Below are 19,419 nucleotides of genomic sequence, written 5' to 3'. Positions count from 1 at the left end.
ATGACACCGACGCACCCGCACAGCGGCGCGCGACGCAACGGGAGGAAGCCATGACGCAGGTGCTCGCAGTGGTGGGAGGTGGGGATCTCGGCCTGCACGCGGTGCTGGCCGGAGAGGCCCTGCGCAAGGCGGCCGGCCGGCGCAACCAGCCCCTCGACCTCGAGTTGCGCGGCAAGGGCGTCTCCGGCAACGCCCTGAGCGCCGACGCGATCGCGGGCGCCGACGCCGTCCTGCTGGTGGGCGACGGCGACCTCGACGAAGGCCGCTTCGGCGCCATGCGCCGCGCCCGGATTCGCATCGAGGACGTGCTCACCGACGCCCATGCGGTGCTCGACCGCTTCCTCGCCGGGTCGGGCGAGGCGGGTCCGCCGAAGGACGTGGCGCCGAAGGGGCGCCGGCGGATCGTCGCCATCACCTCCTGCCCCACCGGCATCGCCCATACCTTCATGGCCGCAGAGGGCATCCAGGCGGCGGCTCAGGCGCTCGGCCACAACGTTCGGGTCGAGACGCAAGGGTCGGTCGGCGCTCGCGACGCCCTCACGGCTGCCGAGATCGCCGCGGCCGATATCGTTCTGATCGCCGCCGACACCGGTGTCGACCGGAGTCGGTTCGCCGGCAAGAGGCTCTACGCCACCAACACCAAGGCGGCGATCCGCGACGGCAAGGGACTGCTCGCGACGGCGCTCGCCGAGGCGCAGCGCCAGCCCGATGCCGGAACCGCTGCCGAGGCCGGCGGGTCGGCCCGGCCGGAACCGGAGGAGAAGAAGGCCGGGGCCTACAAGCACCTGATGACCGGTGTCTCGTTCATGCTGCCCTTCGTGGTGGCGGGCGGCCTGCTGATCGCCCTGGCCTTCGCCTTCGGCGGCATCGACGCGATGAAACCCGACCACGCCGGCAGCCTCGGCTTCGCCCTGGGCGATATCGGCGCCAAGGCGGCCTTCGCGCTGATCGTGCCGGTGCTGGCCGGCTACATCGCGTTCTCCATCGCGGACCGGCCCGGCATCGCGCCGGGCATGATCGGCGGCATGCTCGCCGCCAACCTGCAGGCCGGCTTCCTCGGCGGCATCGCGGCGGGCTTCATCGCCGGGACCACCACCGCCTTCCTCAACCGGCACATCCGCCTGCACAGGAACCTGGAGGGCCTGAAGCCCGTCCTGATCCTGCCGCTGCTGGCCACCACCGTCACCGGCCTGCTGATGATCTACGTCGTCGGCGTACCGGTGGCGGCGATCCTGGCGGCCCTCACCGACTGGCTGAGAAGCATGCAGGGGGCGAGCGCCCTGGTGCTCGGCCTGGTGCTCGGCGGGATGATGGCGGTGGATATGGGCGGCCCGGTCAACAAGGCCGCCTATGCCTCGGCCGCCGCCCTGATCGCATCGGGCATCACCGCGCCCATGGCCGCCGTGATGATCGGCGGCATGACGCCCCCGCTCGGAATCGCGCTCGCCACCCGGCTGTTCCCCGGCCGCTTCACCAAGGCCGAGCGCGAAGCCGGCGGCGCGGCGGCTGTGCTCGGAGCGGCCTTCATCACCGAGGGCGCGATCCCATTCGCCGCGGCGGACCCCCTTCGGGTGATTCCCTCCATGGTGGTGGGATCGGCGCTCGCCGGTGCCATCGCGATGAGCCTCGGGGTCGAGCTGAAGGTGCCGCATGGCGGCCTCTTCGTCCTGCCGATTCCCAACGCGGTGACCAACGTCCCCGGCGCGCTGATCGCCCTGGTGGTCGGAACCCTCGTCACCGGTCTGCTCGTCGGCCTGCTCAAGAAGCGCGCCGCCTGAGGCCGCCGGCGGCCCCGCACGGGGACCGGCGGCCAGCACCCTACCCGGCATCAAGACCGGCCACGCAAACACCACGCGATCGAAGGGGACACTGGATGAGCAAGGGATTGAGGGCTGCTGTCGTAAGCCTGGGCTTGATGACGCTGGGATCGGAGGCGCGGGCGCAGACGGTGGAAGCTGTCGGGATCGGCGTGGCGGAGACGGTCCGGCGGCAGGTCCTGCGCCGCCCGCGGCGCCTGCCGCCCCGTCCGGGCGGCCAGGGCATCGCGGGGGCCCAGAGCGCGGCCGCTGCAGCGGACGCCCTGGGCCAGAGCGCGACGCCCCCCACCCTGCCCACGGGCGTGTTCGACCTCGGCCACGGCCTGACGCTCAGCGCCAACTACACCGGTCAGGCCGCCGCCAACCCGATCGGCGGCATCCGCCAGGGCGGTGCCTATGCCGGGCAGCTGTTCTTCGGCATCGACGCCGACCTGAACCGCCTCGCCGGCATCCGTGGCGGCGCCTTCCACATCGCCGTCACCAACCGCCACGGCGACAATCTCGCCGGCGACTTCATCGGCAACAACACCTCGGTGCAGGAGATCTACGGTGGCGGCCAGACCACCCGGCTCACCCTGCTCAGCTACGAGCAGAAGCTCTTCGACGATCGGCTCGTGATCGAGTTCGGCCGCCTGGTGGCCAACATCGCCTTCCTGAACTCACCGATCTACTGCAACTTCCAGTCGAATTCCGCCTGCGGTAACCCGACCTTCGTGTTCAAGACCTCGAACTTCACCTTCTGGCCGGTCTCCAGCTGGGGCGCCCACGCCAAGGCTTGGCTCACCGACCGGGTCTTCGTCCATGCCGGCGTCTACGAGGTCAATCCCCGCCATCAGCAGCCCGGCGACAATGGCCTCGACCTCTCGACCCGCGGCGCCACCGGGGCGATCCTGCCGGTCGAGCTCGGCTATTCCACCACCTTCGCCAACGACCCCCTGCCGCGCAACTACGGCATCGGCGGCTGGTACGACGCCTCCGACTATGCCGACCCGGTGCGCGACATCACCGGCCAGCGCGCGGTCCTGACGGGGCTCGCCCCGGCCAGCCGCTTCGGGCGCTCGGGCGTCTATGCCCGCTTCGACCAGATGGTCTGGCGTCCCGATCCCAGCGCCATCCAGGGCTTGACCCTGTTCGGCGTCGCCATGGCGGGCACCTCCGGACGCCTCGTCGAGGATTACTTCCTGGAGATCGGCGCTCTCCAGACCGGCACCTTCGCGGGCCGCCCCTTGGATACCCTGGGCTTCGTCATCAACACCCAGCGCTTCTCGCCCCTGGCCCTCTCCAACATCACGGCCGCGCAGAACGCCCTCGGCCTCGACCGGTCGATTCCCCGACAGCAGATCATGATGGAGCTCAACTACGGCATCCAGGTCACCCCGGCGATCCGCCTGACCCCGAACCTTCAGTACATCATCAACCCGGACCAGACCCGCTTCCCGGCCTACACCCGGAACATCCCCGACGCCCTCGTGGTCGGCGCCAAGCTGTCGGTCGATCTCTTCACCCTCGCGGGGCTGGCGCCGGGACCGGTGTCGAACTGAGGGCGCCTGCCTCCGGCCTCGCCGCGAGGATCGATCGGCTGCCGGTTTCACCCACACCCGGTCCGGGTGCGATAATGAGACCGGCGATGTCCGAGGCCGCGCGGCAGCTTCGAACGCGCGTTGTGGCCGCGGATCGCCGCGACAGGCTCACTCCGCAGACCCTTCCCACGCTCAGGCTCGACGTTTCGGTTCGAACGAAAAAGCGTTGTTCTCGTCGGCGAGCACCTGCCGTCACCGCTGGAACGAGGTCGTGTGGTCTGGGCTGGGCTCGCCTGCAATGATCAGCGCAGCGAGCGTGAGTCGGACAATCCTGCATCGTCCGCCACGACGCGATGGGCATCCTCGCCGTCCGGGACCCCTACCAGCCAGCTGGCGGCGGCGTACGGCCGGAGGCCGGCAGCGCGTCGGTCAGGAAGCGCGCGCGATCCGAGCCCCCCGAGGCCGTCGGCCGGGGAACCACGGATACGGTCTGCGCGGCCGGAGCCGGAGCGGGCTGCGCGAGGTAGGACTGGCCTGCCGGGGCCGGTGGCAGCGTCACCAGAGTGCGACTGCTGTTGACTGCAACCGAGGGCGGGCCCGGAACTGGGGTCGGCGCAGCGATGGCAGGGGCGACCGGGGCCAGGGTGGCCACGGGCTCGGCGGCCAAGGGCTCGGCGGCCGGTCTCGGCCGTACGATCCGGGGACGCGTGGCACGGGCCACAGCTTCGGTGGACACCCCAAGGCGGATGCGCGTGAGGTCGGCCAGGAGCGTCTCGGCGGCCATCGGCCTGCGGCCGCAATGCTGCACGCGGAGCGAGACCGCGACCGGCCCGCGCAGGGCGGCACGGCCGAGTTCTACCCGCTGAAGGTCGTCGATCCACTGCCAAGCATAGGCGCAGCGTTGGCTCACGGCGACCCCGATGGGTCCGTAGGCGTTGCGCATGGGCTGGCGGACGATGCGGTAGGAGGACCCGTCTTCCAGACTTCCGAGTTCGGCCGCGATTCCGGCGCGGCTTGGCTTGGCCATGGCCGGATCGTCCCACACCCGGCCCGACGCGATGGTGAGATCCACCCGGCCGCGGGATTGTCCGTACACGATGCGCTGCCGCAGGCTCGCGCTCGAGCGCGTCTCCTCGACGGACTCGATGGCGCCGCTGTTCGGAACGAAGACCAGGGGCTGGTTGCCGGCGGACCCCGTGGAGGCGAAGGCCGTCTCGAATCGGGGGGCGGTACGGCTCGTCTTCGCGGTCTGGCAAGCCCCGAGCAGGCTCAGGCCGAGGGCGAGGCCGGTCATCCGGAGCAGCGTGTTCCGGAAGGGCACCTGCGGCCGGCCGGAGGAGAACTTCGGTCCGTTCATCGATCCAGTCCTGGATTTCGCTGGCCGCTCCGTTCGGTGCTGGCGGTATCGAACGGACCGAAGCGGTCGCCGTCCCGGGGCTGCACCGACCGGGGCGAGCCGGTCTGCGCAAGAATGCCACCCTCAGCTTGCGCGAGGGTGCCCACAGGCGGGGCCGGCGGTCCTGCCTGAAGGCTCGCCCGAGCGAGGCCGTTCCATCCCGGCAGTAGGGTGAAGCCGTAGCGCTCGTAGGGCATGGCCCCGACGCCCACGACGCGGCGGGCGATCAGGGGCTGCGGCCCGCGCACCTCACGCAAGTATTCCGAGTCCCGCGCACGCGGCGTGAGAGAGGCGCCCTCGCCGAAGCGCAGGGGGTTCTCAGCCGCGACCGTAATCGGAAATTCCCCACGCTGGACGGCCAGGGGTCGGACCGGCGCGGTGGCGACGGCCGGCTTCGGCACCATCACGCGCGACGGGGCGGGGGGCGCCGCCTGCTGCGGAACGGCCGGGGCCGGGCCGCACGGGCCGGTGTCGCGCGCCTGCGGATCGGGCTCGGCGAAGACGAGTCCGACCACCTTCGGGAACAGGCCGTCGTACCGGTTCACGGTTTCCAGGTAGTCCCGCGTGCGCTTGAGGCGCGACAGGCTGAGGGCGTAGCCGAGCACGGCGGATTCGCGCGGCCGCCAGCTGACGGCCCTCTGGAACCAGTCCGCGGCGGCGTCGAACTGGCAGGCATTGTAGGCGTACCAGCCGAGCGCCTGCGCGCCTTCGGGAGCGCTCGTGGCAAGGACGACCTTGGCAAACCGGTCGAGGCGCTCGGTCTCGACCGGCGAGGCGGGGCCTTCGCCCAGGCGCCGCTCCATCATGTCGACGTAGAGGGAGAGGTTCGTCACCGAGGCGGTGCGCCAGGCGAAGGCGACCTCCTCCGCCTCGCGATCCTGTCCCATCTCGCGCAGCGACAGGGCAAGGCCCGTCGCCACCGCGGCATCGCCGCCGCGGGCCAGGGCCGTCTTGAACCAGTCGAGGGCCTCGCGGAACTGGCGTCGGTGGTAAGCGTACCAGCCGAGCAGCGCGATCTGCGCGGGCTCGCCCACGCGGCGGGCTTGTTCGCCGAGGGCGGCCAGATCGGCCGGCTCGATGCGTCCGGCCGGCTGCCCGTGCAGGACCGCCGCGATGCGGGCCCGGGTCACGTCCTGATGGATGGACCGGAACTCGTCCGTGCCCTCGGTGCCGGGGCTCCGCATGGCCAGGAGTGGCTCGACGGCGGCCATCGGCATCGCCGCCATGGCCTTCTGCACCGTGGCGAGGCGCAGGCCGGGATCGGCCTGCTCCTTCAACAGGGTACCGTACAGGGCGGAGGCCGAAGCGATGTCGCCGGTCCGCGCATAGGCTTCGGCCAGCGTCCAGGCGATGTCGATGTCGAGGTTCTGGATACCCTCCTGGGTGGCCTTCACCCGGGCGATGAGGTCGTCCCAGGATCCGTCCCGGGCGGCCGCCCGCGCGGCGCTGCGCAGGGTGCCGCGGTTGAGCTTGCGCGCGAGATCCTCCGACGGCTGCCAGCCGGGATCCACCGATTGGCGGACGCTGATCGCCGTGCGCAGCTCATCGAAGCGGCCGGCCGTGAAGAGGTCCCACATCGGGGCCTCCTCGGGTGGGCTCGGCTTCAGGGTGTCGAGATCGGCCGGGACGGTCCAGTTCGGATGGCGCCGCCGCAGCCGCGCGATCTCGGCCTGGACGCGCTCGCCCTGGCGCTGGGCGGCGTAGTAGCGCAGGGCGCTCTCGTCGATGATCTCGGCGCCGCCCGCGTTCTGCGGCGTGTCGAGGATGACCGGCGCGCGCCGTTCGTTGAGTTGGAGCACCCCCGTGCGGACGGGGGCCTGCTGCGCTAAACTGGGGCCGACCCAGGCGAGACCGCCCGCGAGGGCGAGGAGGAGCGGCGCCGCGCCGGGTCGCAGGTTCAGCGGCCGAGGCATGAGCGGTACCTCATGTTGGTGGCCGTCAGGGCCAGAAGGTGGAGCGTGGCGGGATAGTAGTTCTCGTTCGGGGCCGGGTCCGCCAGCCCGCCAGGCAGCGGCGTGCCGGAGACGGCGCAGGCGGCCAAGGCCGGGATCGCCGCGTAGCCGGGCTCCGCCATGCGTCCCGCGACGGTGTCGCTCGCGGTGTCGATGATCGGCAGCCCGGCGGGATCCGGCTCGGCCCAGAGCTTCAACAGGGGCTCGTAGTAGTTCCGCTCCGTAATGCCCGCCATGGCAAGGTAGAGGGGGAGCCGCACCGCGTTGTAGGAGAAGTGCGGCGGGAAGCCGGCGGCCGGTTGAGGCTGGCCCCCACGCATCGAGATCCATTCGGTCGGCAGCTGGGCCGCACCAAAGCGGGCGCGCAGGGTGAGTTCCTGGCCCACGGCGCTGAGGCGGCTCCACTCGAACTCCGGCGCGACGCCGGCGAGCCGTGGGAAGGCCGGGAAGACCCAGTAGGACAGGTTGATCACCGGACCGTCGTTCCGGTCCTCGGCCGAGAAGCCGCTCATGGCGGGCAGCAGCAGGGGCAAGCCCTCGTTACGGAACAGGACCGTTCGCCGGGCGATGTCCACGGCGATGCGCCGGCTGGCGAGGCGATAGCCCTCGTCCGACCAGCCTTCGGCGGCCTCGGCGAGGGCCCAGGCCACGAGGATGTCGCCGTCCGTGGCGTCGTTCATGTCGGCGACAGCGGGCCGCTTGTCCGGCTCCCAGCGCCAGGCCAGCAGGGCGTCGTCGCGGACCATCAGGTTCGCGCGGGTCCAGTTCCAGATCCGCTGGAAGGCGTCGCGGTCGCCCGCCGCCACCGCGAGCAGCATGCCGTAGCCCTGCCCTTCGCTGTGACTGATGCGGCCGTTGCCCGTGTCGACGACCCGGCCCTGGTCCGTGACGAAGCGGGCCTTGTAGCTGCGCCAGCCCGGCGTGTTCCCGAGGCTGTTCAGCATCGGAAGCACCTCGGCCGGCCAAGCCCCGCTTTGTTGAGGCCCCTTTTGCCGAGCCCCGCCTTGCTGGGGACCGCTTTGCTGGGGACTGCCTTGCCCGACGGGCTTGGCATCGGTGGTCTGGATCTCACCGGGCCGCGCTTCGTAGGGCCTCGTTTCGATGGGTTTGGCGTCACCCGGTCCGGCTTCGCCCGTCTTCGTCCCGAAAGGGATGGCAGGGCCCTGCGCGGCCGCCGGCACCATGGCCAGCAGCGGCAGACAGAGCGAAGCCGCATACGCTTGCGCCCGATACCGCTTCATCGCGGAACTCCCTCATCGTCGGATCGGGCCGGTGCGGCGGTGCCCGGATTGGCCCGGCCCAGGCCGCGTAGCATCGCCGAGGTGCTCAGGCCGAGGCTGATCGCGGCGGCGAACATGATGAGCGTGAACATGCTCGGATTGGTGGAGAACCAGCCCGCAACCACGAGGCGCAGGTTCTCCAGGGAGGCCGGCCCGCTCTCCACGAATCGGGCCTGCTTGGCCGCGTGATTGGTGAGCGCGCCGTCATTGGCGTCGAGGGTGGCGACGCGACCCTCGATCCGGTTCCAGATCGAGGGCGTCGTGAGGCAGATGGCCGAGGCCTGGAGGGTGGCCGCGCTCGGGGCCGTGAACACGGTCAGGAGTCCATTCGGATCGCGTCCGGGCAGGCCCTGGCTGACGATCAGGGAGGCCTGCGATCCGATCTCGATCTCGGGCTCGCGAACCTGGTCCTCGGCCCAGGCCTTGGTGGCGGCCCAGCTCTCGCGCGCCGCGGCGCCGAGTCTCGCCGACATCGTGGCGACCTGGTCGGAGAGGCGGTCCTGCGAAGCGGTGGCGCCGTTCCATTCGGCGATGACATCGCGCTCGCGCCGGTCCGTGGTGGAATCGGGACGCGACCGGCCGACCGCGCCGGCCGGACGGGGACCCGCGGCCGGAAGCGCGCAGGCCGGGGGGCGGTCGTTGCGCAGGCGATCGAGACTCGCGCCGTCCATCACGGCGAAGCGACGGCCGGGCTCGCTCAGGTGTGTCGTGGCCGCCCGTCCCTGCCAGATCTGGCGGATCTGGTCCGGATCGAGGCCGGTGGTGCGCAGGATGGCGGGATCGAGGGCGCGGGCCGGCCCGACGACCACGGTCGGCGTCCGCCCTTCGAGGGCGCGATCGTTGGTCAGTTCGAAGTCGATGGGCTTCTCGGCCGAGAGCGCCATCTGGACCGCGAGGGTCGCGGCGGCGGCCATGGATTCCCGGTCGGGCGCCGGCACGACGAGGCGCGGGCGCTGGCCGGGCGCGACCTTCGGCAGGCCGCCACCGAGCGTCGCGGCGAGGTCCGGCAGGCGGATCGCCCGGGCGAGTTGGGGAACCGCCAGGGTCGACCGGTTGAGGAGCAGGAAGCGGCTCTTCGTGCTGCCTCCCTCGCAGGCGCGGTCCGAGGGGGCCGGCAGCAGGGCCTTCACCTCGACCTTGTTCCGTCCAGGCCGCCAGCGGCTGAGCGGCAGGGCGATCGTCTCGTCCCGGAAGAGTTCGCCGCCCGCATTCGCCAGGGGCACGCTGGCCACGTTGCGCCCGTTGACGTCCACGATGATCTGGGCGCCGAGCTCCAGCCCCGCCGCATAGCCACCCGCGAGGGTGAGAGCGACCTTGTCGTAATCCGCCGGCACGAAATCCGTCGGCAGGGTCAGATCGAAGCCGGTCCGGAACAGGCGGCCACTGAATTCCCGGTTCTCGATGCCGAACGCGGAGAACGGCAACGTCTCCCGGCCCTGGGCCGGCACGCCGCGCGCCAGGGCGAGGGCCTTGAGGCCCTGCGGGCTACCCATCGGTTCGCGTGTGGCGAGGCCACTGACGATGCTGCTGGCCGCCTCGATCTCGGCGGGCGTGTCGCCCGCGAGGGTGATGCGAGCGGCCCGGTCACCCTGCGGCGGCTCGAAGGTCAGGGGCTGGCGGCTGAGACCGCCCGGGCCACCGTCATCCGCCACGTGGATCTCGAGGCCGGCCGATCCCTGAGTTTCGCCGGCGAACTCGACCGACACCTGACTGAACCTGCCGGCGAGCGCCAAGCGCTGGACGAGGCCGATCAGACGCTCGAAGGTGGCGAAGCCCGGCCGGTTGCGCAGGACGATCCGGATCGGGACGATGCCGCGCGCATCCGGCGCGATGGCGGGCAGATCGCGCAGGGAGTTGGCCATCGCGGCGCCGGAGACCGAGACGAGACCCGTCCAGGCCGGGTCGATCTGGGTCCAGAGCTCGTAGGTCGCATCGAGGGAGCAGTCGACCCGATGCCGCTGGACACCGGCGACTTCCAGGGCGTTGTAGCCCGGCTTCAGGAGGTCGCCGGGGATGTCGAATTCGATGATCCGGATCGCGCCCGGTGCCTTGATCTCGCTGCGGCCCACGGCCACGCCGTTGACCTTCGCGGTGAGGAACGAGGCGTCGGGCACCACCGAGATCGCGGCGAGGTAGCCGATGCGCAGGCGCAGGTGCTCCCGAGACTGCGCCTCCGTGAGGTAGACCGGCCATTGCAGACCGCTCTCCTCGCCGCTGAGTCGCAGGCTGCTGGACAGGGCCGGGAACGGGCGCTGCGGCAGCGGCGGCGCAGCGGGAGGAGACGCGGGCTCCGCCTCCGCCCGGACGGCGGCGGACGGCCGGCCGGCGCGCTCGGCATCGGGAACGGCGAGGACCCGCGGTGCGCCGCGACCGATGAAGCTCTGCGCCAGGGCCGGGTGGGACACTGCGAGGAGCAGGCCGGCCAGCGTCAGCGCTGAGGCCGCGTGCGATCTGGGGCGACGCTGGGATGTGACGGGCATGGCCGGGTTCGCGCTCGTGTCCGAGGAATGGACTGTCCGTGGGTGGGCTTGCGGTCGCGCCATCTTAGCTGCGCAGCCCCGTCGGGGCAGCGACCATCCGGTCTGAGGTCCGACGTCCGCGCTCCGCCTCGTCCTGCCCGGTCTCGGTCTCGACCATCAGCTGGAGCCAGCTCGGCGATCCGTCGGCCGGTGGCGCGGCGGCCGCCGGCCTGGGGGCCGTCTGCGTGTCCGAATCGGCGGCGCGGCGGCGCGGGCCTGCGGCGGCGGCCTTCGGGGCCTCCTCCTCGACAGGGCGCTGTGCCGTTCCCGTCATCAGGCAGGCCAGGGCCCGGATCGGTCCGTACAGACCCCAGCCGATGAACTGCCCGGTCCCCGACAGGATGTCCTTGTGGGTGCGGCGGCGTTGCTGGAAGCGGACCATCGCGTCGGCATCGCCGTACATGATGTCCGCGAGGGCGAAGTAGCTGCCGGGCGTCAGGGTCTCGAAGACAAGGTCGCAGATCGATTCCTCGCCGGCGGCGGTGATTCCTGCCACCCGCACCGGGATCGTCCGGGCATGACTCAGGAGCGGCATGTGTCCCTGGTGGGTCGCCGCGAGGGTGCCGACCGAACCGTCGTCGCTACGGCGCATCGGAACCACCGCATCTATCCGGATCCGGCATCGGGCGCTGGAGATGCGCTCCACGGTGACGTCGATGGTCGTGCCGTTGAGGTTCAGCACCGCAGGCCGGTCGACCGGCAGCGAGGGGGCCGTCTCCGTCTGACGCCGCTCGGTAGCGACGCCCAGAGCGGCGCCGGCCGTGATGAGATTGAACAGGTTCCAGAGGCCGACCACGAGCATCAGGTTCGTGACGCCGGGCTCGAAGCTGTAGCGGTAGGTAGCGAAGGCTTGAGCGAGGAAGAGGACCGCGAAGACGATGAAGTAGGGCAGCGCCAGGGGGGAGAGCTGGTCGTGGTCCAGGCTGACGTTCTTGGCCGTTACGTTGAAGGTCGGCTTGCGCGGCGACAGGATGACGGCGGCGGTCGCCTTGATGAGGAACAGGCCCTGCACGTACTCGTACAGTTCGGAGACGAAGGGCCAGCGTACCCGTCCGTAGAGGTAGTTCTGCATCATCAGGTTTACGACGATATAGGTGGCTGTGTAGGCGATGGCCTCGTCGACGTTGGCGACGACGATCTTCATGTCGAAGAAGATGTACAGCAGTGGAGCCGCCATGAAGATCAGGCGCGGGAGCGGGAAGAACCAGAACGTCATGCTCGACAGGTAGCAGAGCCTCTGGATCGGCCTCAGCCCACTCTTGAAGAGCGGGTTCTTGAGAAGCATGATCTGCAGCATGCCCTGGCACCAGCGCGAACGCTGCCCGATGAAGGCCGAGAGGGTCTCCGGCTGGAGGCCGGCGATCAGGGGCTTGTCGACGTAGAGGCTGGTCCAGCCCCGCGAATGCAGCTCGAAGGCGGTCTCGCAATCCTCCGTGATGGTGATGCCGGAGAAACCGCCCGCCTCGTCCAGCGCGCTGCGCCGGAGCAGCGCGGCCGAGCCGCAGAAGAACGAGCCGTTCCACTTGTCGAGCCCGCACTGCCCCACCGCGTAGAACATCTCGTTCTCGGAGGGCATCCGCTCGAAGGTCTTCAAGTTCCGCTCGATCGGGTCGGGATTCAGGAAGGCGTGCGGCGTCTGCACGAGGAACAGCTTCGGATCCACGCCGAAATGGCCGATCGTGTCGCGCAGGAACGAGCGGAAGGGCACGTGGTCCGCATCCAGGACCACGACGATCTCGCTGATCGAGTTCTGGAGGCCGTTGTTGAGGTTTCCGGCCTTGGCGTGGAGGTTGCGCCGTCGAGTCAGGTAGGACACCCCGAGATCCGCGCAGAGGGCCTGCAGGACCTTGCGGCGCGCACGCGCCTCCTCGGCCTTGCGGGGATCGCTATCCGCGCATTTCTGGTCCGTCCCGCCGTCGTCGAGGAGCCAGACGGTGAACTTGTGCGCCGGGTAGTCGAGGGATTTTGCGGCCGCGAGTGTCGTCGCGAGGATGTGCCGGTCCTCGTTGTAGGTCGGGACGAAGATGTCGACGGTCGGCAGGTCGTCTTCCGCGTCCTGCGGGGGCGGGGGACGCCGCAGGGGATCGGCGTTGATCACGAGGCTGACCGCCAGGATGTAGAAGCAGTAGAGCTCCGCTGCGATCAGGATCACGCCGGCCGTGAAACCCGGAAGATCGCTGACAGGCGGCAGCGTGCTCGACAGGCGCCAATAGATGTAGCGCAGCACCACGAGGCTGCCGATGGCAAGGAAGGTCAGACGCCCGGTGCGCCCCTTGGCGAACAGCCACAGGAGGATCATGACCGCAATGGCGCCGAGGCTCATCTCAAGCTGAACGTCCGTTCCCAGAGGTTGCGACAGCAACAGCAGGGTCACCGCGGCGCTGGCGAGCCAGATGGTTCGGACGAGAAAGGGTGGCATGGGGCCACTCCGGGTTAGGCGAAGGAAGGATGGGTTAGGCGAAGGAAGGATGGGATGATGGGATGCCGCCCGCGCGGCATACCTCCAGCGTGATCTCAGAATGCGATGCGACCATCGACGCTGGTGTAGTATCCACCCTTGCGAATACGGTCGAATGCGTAGCCAGCCCCGAGCGAAAACTTCATCGGACCGATGGCGAACCCGGTGATGTGGCCGCCGGCTCGCCAGCCGTTGAAGAATTCGTCGCCCAGGAGTGTGGCCTCGGGGCCGACGAAGACGCCCGGCACCACCGCAACGCCGGTGCGGAAGCGCGCGTAATAGGCGTTGAACAGCGTCGAGTAGGAGGCATTGGCCGAGAACAGTGTGTTCTCGGTGGGGTTCACATAAAGGTCCGCCGCCACTTTCACGCCCAGGCCCGTGCCGACCACGGGATTGCCGGGGTCCAGGATGGAGAGCTCGTTGCTGCGCACGTTCATGCCGATGTAGCCGGCCAGCGCCGCCTGCTGCCAGATCCACTCGTAGCCGAGCAGGACCGTGCCTTCCTGCTGAACGCCATTGACGGTTTGACGGACTGCCGCGCCCGGATAGGAATAGGTGCCGGCTACGCCCTGCAGGCGTACGCGGAGACCGTCGTTGAGGAGGTTGCCGACGGGCGCGATCGTCGCCGTGATCGTTCCAAAAGCGGAGCTGTTGGTTGTAACGGTCGCACTGGCATCGACGGCCACGATCCATTCGTCACCCGCGACTTCTGGCTGAGCGGCACCCGTATACCAGTCGGCCGCGCGGGGAGAGGTCGGCGCCACGGCCAGTGCACTGAGCAGGAACGACACGTTTCTGAGACGGTGGAACACTTGTGCTGAACCCCGAGAGGTGGCAAATTTGCGCCTCTTTTCGCGCTGCATCATTAAGCGCTTGTATAGTTAATTGCTGGTTAATCGAGATTCCTCGGCTTGCGCCGCCGGCGCGTGCGAAGACTGTTTTCGGCAGCATCGCCGTGCGTGAAGTCCGTGCTCGTAACACTCGAGAGCATTGAATGGAAAAGCGACGTTGCTAGCGATTCAATATCGAAGCTTAGCGTTTCACGTCCCATTTCATGAGGACTGATTTCGGAGCGCGGGACGGTGTTTTCGCGACGCCGATGACGTTCGGACGAAATCTAGAAGCTTTCTGCAGAGTTTCGGGCTCAAAGCTCGACGTGAGGTCGCGTGCGCGCCGCGTGCCGCGCCAGCCGCTCGGTGCCGTCCCCGGCCTTGCGTCCCCTATCCCGCAGGGTCAGCCAAGGCGGCGAATCGCGCTTTCGTGGCGTGGCCGCGCCAGGCCCGGGCTGCGGCGCTCGACGCTTACCGCGCTGCACTCGACGCTCGGGGCGATCAGGAGTGGCTCGAAGTACTCGCGGCTCAGGGCGTAGATGCGGCCCGTGCCGGCTCCCCCCACCGCCGAGAGGCGGAAGGCGAGCCGGCGGCCGGAGATCCGTTCCGCGCCCGACCGGGTCCGTACGATCACTTCGCGGACGGCCCCGTGCTTGGCCTGAACCGTGCCGAGGGCGTCGCTCATGATCGCGCGATCCTCGGGCTCGACATGCGCGAGTACATCTTCAAGGTTGCAGACCCGCTCCGGCGTGGTCCCGCCCTGCTCATCCTCGCGGTCCGTCCAGACGACTTTCCCGGTCGCGAGATCGATTTCCCAGCAGGTCGAGCCCGACAGGGACCGGATGGCCCGGATCCGATCACGGCTGCGCGCGAGGGCCGCGCGTTTCTCTTGGAGCAGGCGCTCGCGCACCATGCTCCGCTCGATGGCCGCGCGAATCGATCCGGTGAGGCGGTTCAAGTCGCGGGTCAGGGGGAACGCGACCGTCCGATTCTGGCCCTCCTGATGGCAGAGCGCCTCGGCGAGGTCGAGGCTGCATGTCGCCCATCCGCCGAGGAGCCAGCCGACCACGGCCGCGAACAGGCCGGCGCCGAGCAGGACCAGAAGGGGAAGCGCCGGGGCCGCGGTCTCGGGAGGGCGCAGGGTCACGAGCCATCCCACGCCGCCCCGCTCGACGTCGCCGACGGTCGCCCGAACTTCGGGGCCCTGCGCGTCTGGACCGGAGTCGTGGAGGCTGCGCCCCGATCCGTTCATGACGCGGATCGACAGGCCCCGCCCCCCGTTCGGAAGCATGCGCCGGGCGCCGGCAACGATTCCATCGGTCCATTCGGGCGGGAGCTGGACGGCGACGATGCCGAGGGGAGCGCCGGCTTCGCCCACGGGGGCCGCCACGATGAGGTTGCGGGTGACTCCGATTCCGGCCCGGCTTCCCTGCGCGGCCTCCCCGACGACCAAGTCCGAGAGCGCCTTGGCGAACCAAGGACTGCTGGAGACGTCTGCCCCCTGGATGCTCCGACGCGAGGCGGCCAGAACCACACCAGCCCGGTCGGCGAAGAGCGCGTCGGCCAGTTCGGGATGGAGCCGCTGCCAGGCCGCGAGCAGGCGCGCCGGCGCGTCCGGATCACCGCCGGGCGCCTGGATCGCCAGACTCTGTGCAGCGAAGAGCAGTTCCCGTTCGACCGCTAGAAGGCCCCCTTCCAGGCGTTCGGCAACGAAGTCCGCCTGGACGCGCCACTCGGCCTCAATGCGCCGGGTGTTGCCGGTCACCCGATCGCTCGTGCTCAGGACGGCGAGCCCGCCGAACACCGTGGCTAGGAGGAGCAGGAAGGCCAGCAGGCTGCGGAGGGAGGAAAACAGTCCGGTACGCATAGGCCTGCCAAACGAGCGGAGGTGCCGCATTCGACCGGCGGGTCGAAGATGGGTTAACGAGTCATTATCGGAAATGGTAAACGAAACCTTACTGTTGGGTGCGCCGGTTTAGACTTGTATCCCTCGGGGGGAAATTCAGTCCTCCGGTGTGGGGTCTGTGCAGCCATCCTCGGCATGCTCGTCCAACGCTCCATCGTCTTCGGGGCAGCGGCGCAGGCGAGCCCGCCCCCGTCCGCGGCCGCCAGCAGCGGCACGCGCCGGTTGGAGAGCACGGCCAGGACCTCGCTCTCCAACCGGTTGCGCGCGGCGAGCGCGTCGACGAGGTCGCCCAAGCGCGTTCGACTGGAGCGGCGTCGTTGCCCGCGCCGGCGTCGATGATCGGGAGGAGCTTCAATTGATGCGGGGCGAAGGCGACCTGTTCATTCGTGAAGCGTTTGCGAAGCATGGCATCCACCCTCCTTCAGGGTTCAGGATACCCGAAAAGCTTGCGCTCAGCGCGGACCGGTTTGCTGGGTCAGGGGCAAGCTTTGGCGGCTTCTGTGGGCGTCAGATCCCAGACTGCGATTCCCTGACACTTCAACATCATCTCCGCGAAGGCCGCCTCGTCGAGACGGTTGCCGGGCAGCGCCTCGCGACCCTTGAGCGGCCATCGTCGCGTATTGCCTAACGCGGGCTTCGCGTCCGCACTCAGGCAGCGGTCCGCGGGTAAGCCGGCCGGCGTTCTCGTCCGACAGCATGGTGTCGTAGAAGTCGCGGACGAGGTGGGCGAGTTGGTCGTCGGTCAGCATCGGCAGGGCGCGTAGAGTCGAGAACAGCTCTTCCGCGGCCACGTATAGCCGCCAGGCCCCAAGCTTGGCAGTGCGGAGGTCGTTCGTGCCGAACTGCACACGAGTTCATGGCGGCCGAGGCGCCGCCGCAGGTCGGCTGGAACCCGGCGTCTGAAATGGGAAGTGCGTCCGCGCTGGACGACGTTGGCGATCGAGCCCAGACCGCGCTCCCGCCGTCCGTGCGGACAGCCAGTGTCGCAAAGGGCTCAGACCGCAGGGCGGCTCAGCGAAGTATCGAATGCCGAGAGTGACTGAGTTCTGACAGTGGCTGGGGGACCAGGATTCGAACCTGGACTAGAGGAGTCAGAGTCCACTGTTCTACCGTTAAACTATCCCCCAAAATCCCCGCGTGGCACGAGGATGGATCCGGTTTTTGCGTCTGCGCCGATGCGATACCCGGCGGTTTCGACCCGGTCCGTTCCGGTGCAGGGGCGATAGCATGGCTTTCCGGACCGATGCAACCCCGCTTCTGACGGTCCGTGATAGGGTCCGTTCCGCTGACATGGGGCACCGGCCCGGGTCTCAGGCGATGCCGGGTGGCTCGGTGCGGGCCTCGATCATGCCGAGGGTGCGCAGGATGGCCAGCGCGACGATCTCGCAATCGGTCTCGCCTTCCGGCGTGGCCGGGAGGATCGCCACCGTGCTGACCTCGTCGTCGGTCAGGAAGCCGACCACCACCTTGTAGACGTCACCCTCCGGGGCGGCCTCGTCATGCACGAGGCAGACCCGGCAGCCGTGAGCCTCGCCGTAGACCCGCTGCGTCAGCACCTGGACGCGGCGCGGATCGGTCTGTTCCGTGCGGCGCGGGGCGCCGAAGGTGGGGCGGATGATGTTGTCCATGCCCGTCCCTATACCCGACCCCCTCGGATTCGGGGAGACCCCCCTGTCCGCCGCGGCGCAGGACATCCGCCTCTCCGCTGCGGATCCCGTCCGTTCACCGGGTCGGCAAAAGCGCTGCTCACCGTGCCAGGAGGGTGGCCTGATCTTCCTTGGCGAGCTTGAGCAGGTTCTGGCCGTAGGCGGTCTTGGAGAACAGGTTGCCGCGGGCGATGAGCTGGTCCTTGCCGATGAAGCCCTGCAGGTAGGCGATCTCCTCCAGGCAGGCCACCTGGAGGCCCTGGCGGTGCTGCAGGGTGCGCACGAACTCGGCCGCTTCCAGCAGGCTGTCATGCGTGCCGGTATCGAGCCAGGCATAGCCGCGGCTCATCCGCTCCACGTGGAGCTGGCCCCGCTCGAGATAGGCCTCGTTGATGCTGGTGATCTCGAGTTCGCCGCGCGCCGAGGGCTTCACGGCGGCGGCGATGTCGAGCACCTGGTTGTCGTAGAAGTACAGCCCCGTCACCGCCCAGGGGCTCTCGGGCTCCGTCGGCTTCTCCACGAGCCGCAGGGGACGCCCCTCCGGGTCGAGGGTGACGACGCCGTAGGCCGCCGGATTGTCGACATGGTAGGCGAACACCGTGGCGCCGGTCGTCCGGGCGCGGGCGCTGCGCAGCAACTCGGTCATGCCCGAGCCGAAGAACAGGTTGTCGCCCAGCACCAGGGCGACGCTGTCGTCGCCGACGAACGCGCGCCCGATGAGGAAGGCCTGGGCCAGTCCTTCCGGCCGGGGCTGGACCGCGTAGCTGAAGGACAGGCCGAACTGCTCGCCGGTGCCGAACAGGCGCTTGTAGTTGTCGAGATGCTCGGGCGAGGAGATGATCAGGATCTCGCGGATGCCGGCCAGCATCAGCACGGAGACCGGATAGTAGATCATCGGCTTGTCGTAGACCGGCAGCAGCTGCTTGTTGATCGACAGGGTGGCCGGGTGCAGGCGCGTGCCCGTGCCGCCGGCCAGAACGATCCCCTTCATGCCCGCGTCTCCGTGTGTGTCCGTTCAGGGCCGACCAGTCGGTCGAGGATGGCGTCGACGGCCTCGGCCCAGGGTCGCGGCGTCAGGCCGTAGGCGGCCGTCAGGCTCGCCGTCGAGAGCACCGAGTTGGCCGGGCGCCGCGCCGGGGTCGGGAAGGCGGAGGTCGGGATCGCATCCACCGGCACGGAGCGCCCGCCGCGCCGGGCGTTGCCGGCGATGATGGCGCGGGCAAAGTCACACCAGGTCGTGGCCCCGGCATTGACGTAGTGATGCGTGCCCGTGGGTGTGGCCGGATCGGTGGCCAGCGCCTGGGCGACCACCGCGAGCCCCGCGGCGAGGTCGCCCGCGCTGGTCGGGCAGCCGTGCTGGTCGTCGACTACGCTCAGGCGCTCGCGCTCGGCGGCGAGGCGCAGCATCGTCTTGACGAAGTTGCCCCGGTGCGGGCTCACCACCCAGGCGGTGCGGATGATGGCGTGGTGCGGATTGGCCGCCCGCACGGCGATCTCGCCGGCCGCCTTGCTGGCTCCGTAGACGCTCTGCGGGTTCACGGTCGCGTCCGAGGGATAGGCGCCGGTGCCGGAGCCGTCGAAGACGTAGTCGGTGGAGACGTGGACGAGCGGGATGCCGGCCTGGGCGGTGGCGGCGGCCAGGAGCGCCGGCGCCACCGCGTTCAGGGCCCAGGCCGCGGCGATCTCGCTCTCGGCCCGGTCGACGGCGGTGTAGGCGGCCGTGTTGACCACCGCCGCGTAGGGGCGCTGCGCCAGGGCGGCCTCGATCGCAGCCGCGTCGGTGACGTCGAGTTCGGTGCGGCTCGGGGCGTACAGGCGCACGCTCGGGTCCCAGAGGCCGGGCGCCTGCAGTTCGGTGCCGACCTGGCCGCCGCCGCCGAGGATCAGGATGTTCATGGATTCAGGCATGTTCACCGGGTCAGGCATCTGCCGGGCTCACCCGTGCCCGGCGGGCGATGCGCTCGCGCCGAGGCCGAGGCGCTCGCCGGTGTAGCGCCCCGCGCGGATCGGGCGCCACCAGGACTCGTTGGCCAGATACCAGCGCACGGTCTCCTCCAGCGCCTGCTCGAAGTCCTTGGTCGGGTGCCACCCCACC

The 19,419-nt window shown here is 69.7% G+C and carries 12 protein-coding genes, 1 tRNA gene and 2 pseudogenes; 2 read left to right on the top strand and 13 right to left on the bottom strand.

The window, feature by feature from the left end; genetic code table 11:
- Positions 1-50: 50 nt before the first annotated feature.
- Both J7U37_RS17440 and J7U37_RS17435 read left to right on the top strand, forming a co-directional pair.
- Entirely contained in the window at positions 51-1,778 is a 1,728-nt protein-coding gene (locus tag J7U37_RS17440) for a PTS fructose transporter subunit EIIBC (RefSeq protein ID WP_247636508.1), read from the top strand.
- A gap of 137 nt (positions 1,779-1,915) precedes the next feature.
- Positions 1,916-3,358 (top strand): carbohydrate porin, encoded by a 1,443-nt coding sequence (locus J7U37_RS17435; protein ID WP_247636507.1) that lies wholly within the window; start codon positions 1,916-1,918, stop codon positions 3,356-3,358.
- A gap of 358 nt (positions 3,359-3,716) precedes the next feature.
- On the opposite strand, the gene bcsN is transcribed toward J7U37_RS17435, so the two are convergent.
- The 13 genes and pseudogenes from bcsN to J7U37_RS17375 all read right to left on the bottom strand — a co-directional run.
- The gene (gene bcsN, locus J7U37_RS17430) at positions 3,717-4,694 is read right to left on the bottom strand and encodes a cellulose biosynthesis protein BcsN (protein ID WP_247636506.1); all 978 of its coding nucleotides are present in this window, start codon (positions 4,692-4,694) and stop codon (positions 3,717-3,719) included.
- Complete coding sequence (locus tag J7U37_RS17425; RefSeq protein WP_247636505.1) at positions 4,691-6,646, bottom strand: hypothetical protein; 1,956 nt, start codon at positions 6,644-6,646, stop codon at positions 4,691-4,693. Before J7U37_RS17425 ends, bcsN begins: the two co-directional genes overlap by 4 nt.
- Positions 6,631-7,632, bottom strand: a pseudogene (locus J7U37_RS17420) (glycosyl hydrolase family 8); the annotation flags it as partial. The pseudogene J7U37_RS17420 and the gene J7U37_RS17425, both read right to left, overlap by 16 nt.
- A 290-nt stretch (positions 7,633-7,922) precedes the next feature.
- The gene (locus tag J7U37_RS17415; RefSeq protein ID WP_247636504.1) at positions 7,923-10,445 is read right to left on the bottom strand and encodes a cellulose biosynthesis cyclic di-GMP-binding regulatory protein BcsB; all 2,523 of its coding nucleotides are present in this window, start codon (positions 10,443-10,445) and stop codon (positions 7,923-7,925) included.
- A 64-nt stretch (positions 10,446-10,509) separates the two neighbouring features.
- The gene (gene bcsA, locus J7U37_RS17410; RefSeq protein ID WP_056190607.1) at positions 10,510-12,903 is read right to left on the bottom strand and encodes a UDP-forming cellulose synthase catalytic subunit; all 2,394 of its coding nucleotides are present in this window, start codon (positions 12,901-12,903) and stop codon (positions 10,510-10,512) included.
- A 95-nt stretch (positions 12,904-12,998) separates the two neighbouring features.
- On the bottom strand, positions 12,999-13,808 hold the full coding sequence (gene bcsS, locus J7U37_RS17405) for a cellulose biosynthesis protein BcsS (protein WP_244476838.1): 810 nt from the start codon (positions 13,806-13,808) through the stop codon (positions 12,999-13,001).
- 367 nt (positions 13,809-14,175) lie between these two features.
- Entirely contained in the window at positions 14,176-15,639 is a 1,464-nt protein-coding gene (locus J7U37_RS17400; protein WP_247636503.1) for a hypothetical protein, read from the bottom strand.
- 781 nt (positions 15,640-16,420) lie between these two features.
- Positions 16,421-16,618, bottom strand: a complete 198-nt coding sequence (locus J7U37_RS25305) for a DUF6538 domain-containing protein (protein WP_348773002.1) — start codon at positions 16,616-16,618, stop codon at positions 16,421-16,423.
- Positions 16,619-16,731: 113 nt separating this feature from the next.
- A tRNA-Gln gene (locus J7U37_RS17395) sits at positions 16,732-16,805 on the bottom strand.
- A gap of 183 nt (positions 16,806-16,988) precedes the next feature.
- On the bottom strand, positions 16,989-17,306 hold the full coding sequence (locus tag J7U37_RS17390; RefSeq protein WP_056190599.1) for a hypothetical protein: 318 nt from the start codon (positions 17,304-17,306) through the stop codon (positions 16,989-16,991).
- Positions 17,307-17,424: 118 nt separating this feature from the next.
- A complete protein-coding gene (gene rfbA, locus J7U37_RS17385) occupies positions 17,425-18,315 on the bottom strand; it encodes a glucose-1-phosphate thymidylyltransferase RfbA (protein WP_247636502.1) in 891 nt (296 codons plus the stop codon).
- On the bottom strand, positions 18,312-19,220 hold the full coding sequence (gene rfbD, locus J7U37_RS17380; protein ID WP_247636536.1) for a dTDP-4-dehydrorhamnose reductase: 909 nt from the start codon (positions 19,218-19,220) through the stop codon (positions 18,312-18,314). The genes rfbA and rfbD overlap by 4 nt, the downstream gene beginning before the upstream one ends.
- Before the next feature lie 39 nt (positions 19,221-19,259).
- A pseudogene (locus J7U37_RS17375) lies at positions 19,260-19,419 on the bottom strand (dTDP-glucose 4,6-dehydratase); the annotation flags it as partial.

The sequence above is a fragment of the Methylobacterium sp. 37f genome (assembly GCF_023093475.1).
GTDB lineage: Bacteria > Pseudomonadota > Alphaproteobacteria > Rhizobiales > Beijerinckiaceae > Methylobacterium.
This window is presented reverse-complemented; position numbering and strand designations above follow the sequence as displayed.